This is a genomic window from Cyanobium sp. Lug-B, assembly GCF_024345635.1.
GTDB classification, from domain to species: domain Bacteria; phylum Cyanobacteriota; class Cyanobacteriia; order PCC-6307; family Cyanobiaceae; genus Cyanobium; species Cyanobium minutissimum.
The window spans coordinates 80,962-91,642 of the sequence record NZ_JAGQBM010000004.1 but is presented as its reverse complement, the minus strand read 5'-3'; the positions used below and the strand labels follow the sequence as shown (position 1 = coordinate 91,642).

The window sequence follows — 10,681 nt, the reverse complement described above, 5'->3', positions numbered from 1 at the left end:
CAGCAGCCCCGCCAGCCGAGCCGCCCATGGCGCGCCTGCAGCCGTCGCCAGCGGGCGGGGGCCTGGCGCAGCAGCCGGCCCAGGGGCCCCGGAGCCCCGGCCCACCAGGCCACCCCCCCGTAGCTGAGGGCCGTGGCCGTCGCCTCCCCCGCATCCACCAGGGTCACCGCCAGACCCCGCTCCGCCAGCTCCAGGGCCAGCAGGCTGCCGGCCAGCCCGCCGCCGATGACGGTCAGCGAGCCGGGGGCGGACACCTTCAGATCTGCAGGGTGAAGGAGCCGATCACCACGGCGAACAGGTCCTTCACCTTGTTCCAGCGGGCCTCGTTGGTGCTGGCGGCGAAGGTGTAAAGGCGGCCGCGGTCGACCACCACCGTGGCGAGCTCGTGGCGGTCCCGGTCGGCCAGATGGACCGTGTACTCCAGGTCGTAGTAAGTCCGCCCCCCCTGCTCCCGCTCGTGGGCCTCCACCAGTTCGGCATCCCGGCCGCTGCCTTCCGGGGAGATGACGCTGCGCCGCAGGGTCTCGCCCACCTCGACGGCGCTGCCGAGCTGGCTGAGATCCCGGTCGGGGGTGACCTCGGACACCACCAGGCTGAGGGTCTCGTCGCTGTTGATCAGGTCGTGGAAGACCACCTGGGGACCATTGCTGACCTGCACCCGGGTCCAGCCGGTGGGGTACAGGAAGGCATAGCGGCCATCCGGGCTCTGGAAGGAGTTCAGGCCCGCGGCGGCGGCGCTGCAGCCCACCAGCATCAGGGTCAGCAGCAGGGCCGCCAGCAGGGAGCCGCCCCGGGCGCGCCAGGGGACGGTGGCCGCAGGGGCCGCGGCAGCGGTGGCAACGGGCTGGTGGGTGGCGTGGAAACCCATGGCGCGGGGCGGGGCAGGGGAGCTGGCGGGAGCCGGGGCCATCCTCACCCGGCGCCGTCGCCCGCCGCGAGTGGGCCGCCTAGATTCCCTCCCACCTGCGGCCGGTTCGCTGAGCGGTTTCACCCGACCCCTGGCCCGGCTGATCGACCAGTTCGAACGACTCCCCGGCATCGGGCCCCGCACGGCCCAGCGACTGGCCCTGCACCTGCTGCGCCAGCCCGAGGAGCAGATCCGCAGCTTCGCCGATGCCCTGCTCGCAGCCCGCAGCCAGGTGGGGCAGTGTCGTCGCTGCTTCCACCTCTCGGCCGAGGAGCTCTGCGAGATCTGCCGCAACGAGGAGCGCCGCAACGGGCAGATCTGTGTGGTGGCCGACTCCCGCGACCTGCTGGCGATGGAGCGCAGCCGCGAATTCCACGGCCAGTACCACGTGCTGGGCGGACTGATCTCGCCGATGGATGGGGTGGGTCCGGAGCTGCTGCAGATCCAGCCCCTGGTGGAGCGGGTCGACCGGGAGGGGGTGATCGAGGTGATCCTGGCCCTCACCCCCAGCGTGGAGGGGGACACCACCAGCCTCTACCTGGCCCGCCTGCTCAAACCGTTCACCAGCGTCACCCGCATCGCCTACGGCCTGCCGGTGGGGGGGGAGCTGGAATATGCCGACGAAGTCACCCTGGCCCGGGCGTTCGAAGGACGCCGGCGCATGGAATGAATCCCACGCCTGACCCCGACGCCTGAGAGCGACCCCATGACCGCCACCAGCCGCTACAGCGCCATCCCCCCCGCCGAGCGGCTGCCGGAGTGGATCCGGCGTCCCCTGGGGGAGGCCTCGGCCACCGAACGGGTGCAGGGGGTGGTCAAGGCGCAGCGGCTGCACACCATCTGCGAGGAGGGCCGCTGTCCCAACCGGGGTGAGTGCTACGCCGCCGGAACGGCCACCTTCCTGCTTGGGGGGCCGATCTGCACCCGCAGCTGCGCCTTCTGCCAGGTGGACAAGGGCCGGGCCCCGGTGCCCCTGGACGGGGCCGAGGCGGAGCGGGTGGCGGAGGCGGTGCAGGAGCTCGGTCTGCGTTACGTGGTGCTCACCGCCGTGGCCCGCGACGACCTGCCCGACCACGGGGCGAGCCTCTTCACCACCACCATCGCGGCGATCCGCCGCCGGGATCCCCAGGTGCTGATCGAGGTGCTGACGCCCGATTTCTGGGGCGGACACCCCGACCCCGAGGCGGGCCGCCGGGCCCAGCGCCAACGGCTGAGCGCAGTGCTGGCCGCTGCACCGGTCTGCTTCAACCACAACCTCGAGACGGTGGAGCGCCTGCAGGGGGAGGTGCGCCGCGGCGCCACCTACCGCCGCTCCCTCGACCTGCTGGCCATGGCCCGGGGGCTGGCGCCGGGGATTCCGACCAAGTCCGGCCTGATGCTGGGCCTCGGTGAGACCGCCGCCGAGGTGGTGAGCACCCTGGAGCACCTGCGGGCCGCCGGTTGCCAGCGGCTCACCCTGGGACAGTACCTGCGCCCCTCCCTCGCCCACATCCCCGTGGCCCGCTACTGGCGGCCGGAGGAGTTCGAGGAGCTGGGCGCCATCGCCCGCGCCATGGGCTTCGCCCAGGTGCGCAGCGGCCCCCTGGTGCGCAGCAGCTACCACGCCGAAGCCAGCGACGCCGGCACCTGAGACCAAAGGACGCGGCGCGTGAAGCCAGCGGCACGCCCTCAGAGACCCAGCAGGAAGGCGTCCCGGCGGTGGAAATCGGGCTCAGCCCCCGGATGGGCCAGGGCCCAGTAACTCAGCTGGCTGCGGCGATCCTCGATCACCCCGGCGATCGCCACCTGCAGGGGGGCACCGGCGGGGATGGCGGCCGGCAGCGGCAGGTCCAGCTCCATCGACAGGACACCGTCCCGCTGGCTGACCCGGTGCAGGGGCCGGTCGTAGCCAGGCTCCGGCCGCAGCCCCTGCCGGTAGTCCTCCAGCCGGTACAGGTTCCAGTGGCCGGCCGGGGAGAGATTCAGTTCCCAGTAGGGCCGCTCTCCCGCGATGCCCCAGAAGCACTCGAAGCAGGTCGCCGTCCAGAGATTGTCCCGTCGCTCGGGCGAGGCCACCGTTGGCGGCACCTGCACCGTCTCGATCGCGCCCCCCAGCCGATAGCGGAGCTTCAGCTGGGCACCCTCCCGGCTGACCTCCCCCTCCAGCCGCAGGTCCGGAGCGGGGCACTCGCCGCCGAAGGGACGGAGGTCGAAGCCGTGGCGGAGGGGAGCCGGCATCAGGGGGCGCCGGCGCCGCCGGCCCGGAGCTCGTCGATCACGGCGAGGATCGATCGTTCCTGGGCCTCGATGCTGGCCGTCAGCCGGAACTGCACCAGGGCCCGTTGCAGATTGTGGTCGGGCCGCTCCGTCCGGAAGTAGACGTTTCCCGCCAGGTGATCGGTGAAGAAGCGCAGGCCGAGCTCGAAGCTGATCAGGCGGATCGCGGCATAGAGATGGTCGTAGTCGGCCTCGGTGAGAAAGCCCGAGGCGGCGGAGAGGTAGCCGCCCAGCACCGCGCGGCAGAGATCCACATCGAAGCGGACGGCCTCCAGATCCGCCGTCTCCTCACCGAGGGGATTGCAGCAGGAGCGCAGGCAGTCGCCGATGTCGTAATGGATCAACCCGGGCTTCACCGTGTCGAGATCCACCAGGGCCACGGCCCGGCCGGAGCCGTCCTCCAGCATCACGTTGCTGACCTTGGGATCCCCGTGGATGGGGCGGAGCCGCAGCTGGCCGCTGGCCCTGGCCCCCTCCAGCACCGACGCGAAGCCCCGGCGCTCCTCCACGAAGGCCCGGCCATGGGCCTCGTCGCTCCCCGCCACGGTCGGCGCGCCGGCCAGCACGGCGTCGTACTGCTCCAGGTACCGGGGGGTGATGTGGAATCCCTCAAGGGTGTCGGCCAGGCGCTCCGGCGGCAGATCACTGACCAGGTGGTGGAACAGACCCAGACCGACACCCACCTCCCGGGCCTGCTCGGCGCTGCTCACCAGATCGAAGCTGCGGGAGGCTTCGATGAAGGTGATCAGACGCCAGAAGCCATCCTCCCGCTCCACCCAGGGCCGCTGGTCGCTGCGGCAACGCACCACCCGGGGGACCTCCCAGCGGCGCTCCCCCAGGGGGGAGTCCCCCTCAGCCAGGCGGCGCTCGACGTGGTCCCCGAGGGCGAGCATGTTGGCCATCACCAGGTCGGGTCGCGCAAACACCCGCCGGTTGAGGCGCTGCAGGACGAACCGCTGCACGGGCGGGCCATCGCAGACGACGACGAAACTCTCGTTGACGTTGCCGCTGCCGAGGGGTTCGAGGCGGCGGACCCGGCCGGGAAGATCGAACGCCTCGGCGATGGACACCAGGGCGCCGTCGGATACCCCCAGGGTCATGGGCCGCTCACCGGTGGCGCAGGTGCGGATGATCGCATGCCCGGCGGGCGGCCTCCAGGAGGGCGAGCACCTGCCGGTCACTCAGCTGCTCGAAGTGCCCGTACCACAGCCCCACGGCCTGCAGGTCGCTGACGACGGCCAGGGCCTCCACGTGGTCCACCAGGCGGCCCAGGACGCCGGCGACCTGCCGGTCCACCACCGGCACCGCCAGGGCCAGGGAGGCCGGGCCCACCCGCCGCAGGGACAGCAGGGCCGCCTCCGCCGTCATGCCGGTGGCGATGCCGTCGTCCACGACGATCAGGTGCCGGCCGCACAGCCGATCGCCGGGCGGATCCCCGAAGAGCCGCTGCCGCCGCTGCCGTTCCCGCTCCTGGTCCCGCAGCCAGCCGTGCTCGGTTGCCGTGGCGGCCGGCTGCCGTCCCCCCGCCCCGTGGCGCCAGACCACCACCCCGCCAGCGGCGACAGCCCCGACGGCCAGCTCCGGCCAGCGGGGATCGGCGACCTTGCGCACCGACCAGGTCACCAGGGGCAACTCCAGCCGCGACGACATCGCGGCCGCCAGCGGCACTCCGCCCCTGGGCAGGGCCACCAGGGTGGTGTCGCCGCGGTGGCCCCGGCGATCGGCGAAGGCCTCGGCCAGGGCCAGGCCCGCCTGGTGTCGGCTGGTCCAGAGGGGAGCGCGGGTCACCATGGCGAGAGGGACGGCAGAACGGATCGTGCGAGGGCACCGGGGCCACGGGCCCTCCCCATGCCCCCTGATTTCCCTGTGTTAGCCATCGCCGCCGGCGGCGGATGCAGCAGAGGCGCGGCTCCCTCAGGGGACGCTCTGGAGAGACCCCCTCTGGGTCTTCACCTTGGCCCAGACGGCCTCGGTGCCGGCCGCCATCGGCCTGGAGCTGAGGGCGTGGATCCGCAGGACCTGCCCCCTGGGGATGATGCCAAGGGACGAACCTGAGCGGATCGTGCCCTGGGAGCGCAGATACACCGATGTGATGGTGGTGACATCGGCATTGGGCGAGGGTTTCCTGGCGACGTTGATGGTGCGGTCGTCGAGCAGGGCGCCGGAGGGATCCGCCTTGCCGATATAGATCCATCCCTGCAGGTCGGAAGCGGCGATCTTGGCTGTCGTGATCTCCTCGAGGGCCTGGGCCACGGGCGAAGGTTGCACCTGAACATTCACCACCGCCTCCTGCTGGCGCGACCCCGGGGAATCGCCAATCAGCTTGTCTTCCTTGCGGATCTGGCGCTGCACGATCACATCTTCCGTGCGCGCCAGCATCTCGAGGGCGTTCTTGCAGGTTGACTGCTCCGGAAGTTCCTTGCATTCCTGCCGCAGCAGGAAGGCCGCAGCATCCCGGAGACTGTTCTTTCCACTCTGGAGGGCGATGTTGGCAATGTTCATCTTGTCTTTATCATTGGCCGCAATGATGTAGAGGCCAATCAGGGCAACCTTGCCCTTGGTTTCATTCTCGCCCGTGAGATTGTCCATCTGATCGAGGATCTGTCTGGAGAAGGCCTGGGTTCGCCTGGCCTCCTCGAGAGAATGGGTGATCTGCATCGAGCTCCAGGCCTGGAAAGCCCCGGAGAGGGACACCACCGATGCCGTGAAGATGCTGAGATTCCTGATCAGAGAGGAGGTCTCATCGGAAGGAGAGGGACCCATGCTTCCTCGGACCGCACCGCCGTCCTCAGGCTATGGGAGGCCAGCCCTGGTGGCCCTCCGCTGCAGGCAACGTCACATCACCCACCGGGCAGCGGCCATCGGCACCGGCCTGCGCTCGCCTCCGCGGATCGTGACGCCTGATGGTTCACCCTCAGCGTGGAGCCTCAGCGTTGACCGTCTCCATCGGCGTGCTAGATCGGAGGGGTCCGCCGGTGAGGCGGACGCCATCTCAGGGATTCTGAGGTTCACCATGCATCACGACGTCGCCGTCCTGATCGGACGGTTCCAGCCCTTCCACGATGGGCATTTCGGGTTGGTCGAGGCGGCTCTGCAAAGGGCCGATCGCTTGATCCTGCTGCTGGGCAGCCACCGCTGCGCTCCGGACATCCGCAACCCCTGGAGCAGTGGCGAACGGGAGGCCATGATCCGGGCCGCCCTTCCGGCCGCGTGGCAGCGGCGGCTGGAGGTGATCCCGATCCGTGACCACCTCTACTCCGACAATCTCTGGCTGGCGGAGGTGCAGCAGAAGGTGCTCGCCGTCACGGCCGAGGACGAGCGGGTGCTGCTCATCGGTCACCGCAAGGATCGCAGCAGTTACTACCTCGATCTGTTTCCCCAGTGGGACTTCCAGGATGTGCCGCTGAAGAGTGATGTCCACGCCACGGCCATTCGCCAGGCCTACTTCTCCGATGCCGATGCACCGGGGTGGGCCGCCCATGTCCCGGAGGCGGTGCGGGCCTTCCTCACGGACTACCGGGCCACGGGGCGCTACCGCTGGCTGCGCCAGGAGGCCGACTACATCGCCGGCTACCGCCAGCTGTGGTCGGTGGCGCCCTATCCGCCCACCTTCGTCACCACCGACGCGGTGGTCGTCCAGTCGGGCCATGTGCTGGTGGTGCGTCGCCGGGTGCGACCCGGCCAGGGGCTGATCGCCCTGCCGGGGGGCTACCTCAACCAGCAGGAGCCGGTGCTCGAGGGAATGCTGCGGGAGCTCCGCGAGGAGACGGGTCTGAAGGTGCCCCGGCCGGTGATCGAGGGATCGATCGCCGATCGCCACGTCTTCGATGCTCCGGGCCGCTCCCTGCGTGGCCGGGTGATCACCCACGCCTTCCTGATCCAGCTCAAGGGCGGGGCCCTGCCCGCTGTCCGCGGCGGCGACGACGCCGAAAAGGCCTTCTGGATGCCCCTGGCCGACATCTACGTCCACGAAGACAGCTTCTTCGAGGACCACGTCCAGATCATCCAGCACTTCATCTCCCGACTCTGAGCGGCGCCGCCGCCGTCGCCGACAGCCGTTGCCGACAGCCGCCCCATCGACGCCTGCGGCCCGGGGAGACCGGGCCGGGGCCAGCCATCCACCCCGTGCGGAGCGCACACCATGGACTTCAATCTTCTGCTCGACACCGACAGCTACAAGGGCAGCCACTGGCTCCAGTACCCCCCCGATCTCACCGCCATGGGGGCCTACCTGGAAAGCCGCGGCGGCGAGAACCCCGACACCCTGTTCTTCGGCCTGCAGATGCAGCTGCAGGACACCCTGGAGCGGCCGGTCACCCGGGGCGATGTGGAGGAGGCCGCCGACCTCTGGAGCGCCCACGGCCTGCCCTTCAACCACCAGGGCTGGGAGCGCCTGCTCAGCGTCCACGGCGGCCGGCTGCCCCTGCGCATCCGGGCCGTCCCCGAGGGCAGCCGGGTGCCCACCGGCAACGTGCTGATGACGGTGGAGTCCACCGATCCGGCCCTGGCCTGGCTGGTCACCTGGGTGGAGACCCTGCTGCTGCGCCTCTGGTACCCCACCACCGTGGCCACCCGCAGCTGGCACTTCCGCGAGCTGCTGCGCTCAGCCCTGGAGCGCTCCGCCGATGACCCGGCCGCCGAACTCCCCTTCCGCCTGCACGACTTCGGCTCCCGCGGCGTCTCGAGCCGGGAAAGTGCCGCCATCGGCGGCCTGGCCCACCTGGTGGCCTTCCGCGGCACCGACACCGTCGCCGCCCTGGTGGCGGGCCGGCGCCACTACGACGGCCCGATGGCCGGCTTCTCGATTCCGGCCGCCGAGCACTCCACGATCCTGGCCTGGGGGCAGGAGCACGAGCTGGAGGCCTACCGGACCATGCTCGACCGCTTCGCCCGGCCCGGTGCCGTGCTGGCGGTGGTCTCCGACGCCTACGACCTCTGGAACGCCGTCGACCATCTCTGGGGCGAGCAGCTGCGGGAGCAGGTGATCGCCTCGGGCGCCACCGTGGTGATCCGGCCCGATTCGGGCGACCCGGTGGCGATCGTCCCCGAGCTGCTGCGGCGCCTGGAGGCCCGTTTCGGCAGCCGGCTCAACGGCAAGGGCTACCGGGTGCTGGAGCACGTGCGGGTGATCCAGGGGGACGGCATCACCGCCACCAGCCTGCCGCTGGTGATCGAGGTGATCCTGGCGGCGGGCTTCAGCGTCGAGAACGTGGCCTTCGGCATGGGGGGTGGCCTGCTGCAGCAGGTGAACCGGGACAGCCAGCGCTTCGCCTACAAGGTGTCGTGGGTGGAGCGGGCCGGCCGGATCCGGCCGGTGCACAAGAGCCCGGTCACCGATCCCGCCAAGACCAGCAAGGCCGGCGTGCTCGACCTGATCCGGGACGAACGGGGATACCGGACGGTGGTGCTCGAGCGTCCGGAGCCCCATCCGGCCAGCTGCCTGCAGACCGTCTTCGAGAACGGGGCCCTGCGGCGACGCTGCAGCTTCGAAGAGGTGCGCTCCCGGGCGATGCAAGGCTGAGGGCCCGCCCGCCGTCCCCCCGACGCCATGCCCGGCCACCGGTTGCCGTCGCTGCTGTTCCTGCTGGCCCTGCTGCCGGCCGGGCCGGCGGCAGCGGCGCCGGCCTTCCAGGCCACCGTGCTCTCGATCGGCGATGGCGACACCCTGCGGGTGCGCCGTGGCCAGCAGCGGATCACGGTCCGGCTGGCCTGCATCGATGCCCCGGAGACGGCCCAGAGCCCCTGGGGCCAGCAGGCGCGCCAGGCCCTCCTGATGCGCCTGGCCGTTGGGCGGCCGGTGACGATCCAGCCCCACAGCACCGACCGCTTCGGGCGCACGGTGGCTGAGGTGATCCGTGACACCAACATCAACCTGGCCCTGGTGGAGGAGGGGCTGGCCTTCGCCTACCGGCGCTACCTGGCCGGCTGCGTCGGGTCGGCCTACCTGGAGGCCGAGGAACGGGCCCGCCGCGGGGGGCTCGGCGTCTGGCGGATTCCGGGTGGGATCACCCGGCCCTGGGACTTCCGGCGCGGCCGCCGCTCCGCCCGGATCCCCGATGGCACCACCCCCGACGGGCGCCGCCACTTCTGCAGCCAGATCGGCTCCCATGCCAGGGCCCAGGAGCTGCTGCGCCAGGGCCACGGCTACCTGGATTCGGACGGCGACGGGGAGGCCTGCGAAAGCCTGCGCCCCTAGGGTTGCGGGGCCACCGGGTGGCAGGCCATGAACCCACCCGAGGCCACGGACTGGCAGGCCCTTTCCGGGCCGGAATGCCTGCGCCGGCTCGGGATCGACACGGAGGGGCTGGGCGGGGCCGCCGCGGCCGAACACCTGGATGCCACCGGCCCCAACCGGCTCGTCCTGCCGCCGGGCCCGGGCCGCTGGCGCGGGCCCGCCGCGACGGGCGCTGGCAGCGCCTCCCCGGTGACTTGCTGGTGCCGGGGCACCTGATCCGCCCGGATAGCGGTGGTCGGGTGCCCGCCGGATGCGCGGCTGCTGGAGGCCAGTGACCTGGGCCTGCAGGAGTCGGCCCTCACCGGCAAGCCCGGCCTGGTCAGCAGGCGCCTCGAACCGCTGCTGTCCCCCGACACGCCGGGGTGGAGCGCCGCAACTGCCGCTTTCCCGGCACCGCCGTGCAGCTGATGCTCCACTCCGTAGCGCCACTGACCCGCTTCTTCGGCGTCTCCCCGCTGACGGCCAGCGAGCTTGCGGCCTGCGGGGGCGTCAGCCTGGTGTTCGTCGTCTACCTGGAGCTGGAGACGCTATTGAGCCGCCAGCGGCCTGCGCCATGCTGGAACCCCACGCCACCCCCGCCGGCCCATGAGCCTCGATCAGGCCCGCTCCTTCCTGGCCCGCATGCAGGACGACCAGGCTCTGCGGGCCGAGGTGCTGGCCGCCGCCACCGCCGACGACGTCGCCCAGATCGCCGCCGGCAGGGGCTTCGACTTCTCCGGCGATGAGCTGCTGCGCCTGTCGGGGAAGAAGGTGGGTCGGGTCACGGTGACCAAGCAGGACATCCCCGGGGAATACAACTGAGCGGGCCGGCCGGCGCCGGCGCTCAGGCGACCGCCAGCCGGCGCCATTGGCTGCGGAACCGGGGCGGCACCGGATGGGGCTCGTAATCCCTGGGGTCACTCGGTCCGTGGCGGAGCACGGCATTGACCAGCAGGGCCGGGATCCGGCCCCGGTTGATGGCGCCGTGGGGCACCCCGGGGGGAATGCAGACCCAGGTGGCCTCGTCCTCCCGCAGGGGGATGCGGCGCAGCTGGCGGTTCTGCAGCACCACCAGATCGATCGCCCCCCGCAGCACCAGCAGCTGATCGGTCTGGAAGCGGTGGCAGAACAGCTCGAAGGCGTCGCCCCTGGCGATCTCGGCGATCAGGGTTTCGTCGCTGGTGCGGGGCGCCGAGAAGAGGGCGTCCCCGTGGAGCGTGCGCTGGACGGGCACGAGCTCGACGGTTCGGGACAGGGTGGTTCTGGACGGCCCGGTTCTGGGCGGGTCGGTTCGGGACTGGGCC

General features: G+C 71.4%; 15 protein-coding genes. 8 read left to right on the top strand and 7 right to left on the bottom strand.

The annotated features are described in order from the left end of the window. Both KBY81_RS02025 and psbP read right to left on the bottom strand, forming a co-directional pair. Positions 1-254, bottom strand: a 254-nt coding sequence (locus tag KBY81_RS02025; protein ID WP_254975432.1) for an FAD-dependent oxidoreductase, incomplete at its 3' end; no start/stop codon positions are given. Between the two features lie 2 nt (positions 255-256). Further along, positions 257-868: a photosystem II reaction center PsbP gene (psbP, locus tag KBY81_RS02020; RefSeq protein ID WP_219904432.1), complete on the bottom strand. Its 612-nt coding sequence runs from the start codon at positions 866-868 to the stop codon at positions 257-259. A gap of 139 nt (positions 869-1,007) precedes the next feature. Here psbP and recR point away from each other — a divergent pair, with 139 nt between their 5' ends. Together recR and lipA are read left to right on the top strand one after the other, a co-directional pair. Then, positions 1,008-1,577 carry a recombination mediator RecR gene (gene recR / locus KBY81_RS02015; RefSeq protein WP_396103646.1) on the top strand — a complete coding sequence of 190 codons (570 nt, stop codon included), beginning with the start codon at positions 1,008-1,010 and terminating at the stop codon, positions 1,575-1,577. A gap of 36 nt (positions 1,578-1,613) precedes the next feature. Next, positions 1,614-2,537 carry a lipoyl synthase gene (lipA, locus tag KBY81_RS02010; RefSeq protein ID WP_254975431.1) on the top strand — a complete coding sequence of 308 codons (924 nt, stop codon included), beginning with the start codon at positions 1,614-1,616 and terminating at the stop codon, positions 2,535-2,537. 38 nt (positions 2,538-2,575) lie between these two features. Here lipA and KBY81_RS02005 read toward each other — a convergent pair whose 3' ends face one another. From KBY81_RS02005 to KBY81_RS01990, 4 genes are all read right to left on the bottom strand, one after another. Beyond that, on the bottom strand, positions 2,576-3,124 hold the full coding sequence (locus tag KBY81_RS02005) for a DOMON-like domain-containing protein (protein ID WP_254975430.1): 549 nt from the start codon (positions 3,122-3,124) through the stop codon (positions 2,576-2,578). Then, complete coding sequence (locus tag KBY81_RS02000; RefSeq protein WP_254975429.1) at positions 3,124-4,263, bottom strand: phosphotransferase enzyme family protein; 1,140 nt, start codon at positions 4,261-4,263, stop codon at positions 3,124-3,126. The genes KBY81_RS02005 and KBY81_RS02000 overlap by 1 nt, the downstream gene beginning before the upstream one ends. Positions 4,264-4,270: 7 nt before the next feature. Continuing rightward, positions 4,271-4,954 (bottom strand): phosphoribosyltransferase family protein, encoded by a 684-nt coding sequence (locus KBY81_RS16470; RefSeq protein ID WP_261357002.1) that lies wholly within the window; start codon positions 4,952-4,954, stop codon positions 4,271-4,273. 123 nt (positions 4,955-5,077) lie between these two features. Further along, on the bottom strand, positions 5,078-5,926 hold the full coding sequence (locus tag KBY81_RS01990) for a hypothetical protein (RefSeq protein WP_254975428.1): 849 nt from the start codon (positions 5,924-5,926) through the stop codon (positions 5,078-5,080). Positions 5,927-6,176: 250 nt separating this feature from the next. Here KBY81_RS01990 and KBY81_RS01985 point away from each other — a divergent pair, with 250 nt between their 5' ends. The 6 genes from KBY81_RS01985 (at position 6,177) to KBY81_RS01960 (ending at position 10,199) form a co-directional block, all read left to right on the top strand. Next, positions 6,177-7,193 carry a bifunctional nicotinamide-nucleotide adenylyltransferase/Nudix hydroxylase gene (locus KBY81_RS01985; protein WP_106222613.1) on the top strand — a complete coding sequence of 339 codons (1,017 nt, stop codon included), beginning with the start codon at positions 6,177-6,179 and terminating at the stop codon, positions 7,191-7,193. Between the two features lie 111 nt (positions 7,194-7,304). After that, the gene (locus KBY81_RS01980; protein ID WP_254975427.1) at positions 7,305-8,684 is read left to right on the top strand and encodes a nicotinate phosphoribosyltransferase; all 1,380 of its coding nucleotides are present in this window, start codon (positions 7,305-7,307) and stop codon (positions 8,682-8,684) included. A gap of 27 nt (positions 8,685-8,711) precedes the next feature. Next, the gene (locus KBY81_RS01975) at positions 8,712-9,359 is read left to right on the top strand and encodes a thermonuclease family protein (protein ID WP_254975426.1); all 648 of its coding nucleotides are present in this window, start codon (positions 8,712-8,714) and stop codon (positions 9,357-9,359) included. Positions 9,360-9,386: 27 nt separating this feature from the next. Further along, positions 9,387-9,614 carry a hypothetical protein gene (locus tag KBY81_RS01970; protein WP_254975425.1) on the top strand — a complete coding sequence of 76 codons (228 nt, stop codon included), beginning with the start codon at positions 9,387-9,389 and terminating at the stop codon, positions 9,612-9,614. Between the two features lie 15 nt (positions 9,615-9,629). Then, positions 9,630-9,806 (top strand): hypothetical protein, encoded by a 177-nt coding sequence (locus tag KBY81_RS01965; RefSeq protein WP_254975424.1) that lies wholly within the window; start codon positions 9,630-9,632, stop codon positions 9,804-9,806. A 177-nt stretch (positions 9,807-9,983) separates the two neighbouring features. After that, positions 9,984-10,199, top strand: coding sequence for a Nif11-like leader peptide family natural product precursor (locus KBY81_RS01960; RefSeq protein WP_015108575.1), 216 nt, complete (start codon positions 9,984-9,986; stop codon positions 10,197-10,199). A gap of 22 nt (positions 10,200-10,221) precedes the next feature. On the opposite strand, the gene KBY81_RS01955 is transcribed toward KBY81_RS01960, so the two are convergent. Then, positions 10,222-10,611: a cupin domain-containing protein gene (locus KBY81_RS01955; protein ID WP_315858461.1), complete on the bottom strand. Its 390-nt coding sequence runs from the start codon at positions 10,609-10,611 to the stop codon at positions 10,222-10,224. Positions 10,612-10,681: the final 70 nt, after the last annotated feature.

Bases quoted from the DNA above. Each gene is read 5' to 3' on its own strand.
- psbP (WP_219904432.1), bottom strand. From the start codon at position 868: ATGGGTTTCCACGCCACCCACCAGCCCGTTGCCACCGCTGCCGCGGCC.
- lipA (WP_254975431.1), top strand. From the start codon at position 1,614: ATGACCGCCACCAGCCGCTACAGCGCCATCCCCCCCGCCGAGCGGCTG.
- KBY81_RS02005 (WP_254975430.1), bottom strand. From the start codon at position 3,124: ATGCCGGCTCCCCTCCGCCACGGCTTCGACCTCCGTCCCTTCGGCGGC.
- KBY81_RS02000 (WP_254975429.1), bottom strand. From the start codon at position 4,263: ATGACCCTGGGGGTATCCGACGGCGCCCTGGTGTCCATCGCCGAGGCG.
- KBY81_RS16470 (WP_261357002.1), bottom strand. From the start codon at position 4,954: ATGGTGACCCGCGCTCCCCTCTGGACCAGCCGACACCAGGCGGGCCTG.
- KBY81_RS01990 (WP_254975428.1), bottom strand. From the start codon at position 5,926: ATGGGTCCCTCTCCTTCCGATGAGACCTCCTCTCTGATCAGGAATCTC.
- KBY81_RS01985 (WP_106222613.1), top strand. From the start codon at position 6,177: ATGCATCACGACGTCGCCGTCCTGATCGGACGGTTCCAGCCCTTCCAC.
- KBY81_RS01980 (WP_254975427.1), top strand. From the start codon at position 7,305: ATGGACTTCAATCTTCTGCTCGACACCGACAGCTACAAGGGCAGCCAC.
- KBY81_RS01975 (WP_254975426.1), top strand. From the start codon at position 8,712: ATGCCCGGCCACCGGTTGCCGTCGCTGCTGTTCCTGCTGGCCCTGCTG.
- KBY81_RS01970 (WP_254975425.1), top strand. From the start codon at position 9,387: ATGAACCCACCCGAGGCCACGGACTGGCAGGCCCTTTCCGGGCCGGAA.
- KBY81_RS01960 (WP_015108575.1), top strand. From the start codon at position 9,984: ATGAGCCTCGATCAGGCCCGCTCCTTCCTGGCCCGCATGCAGGACGAC.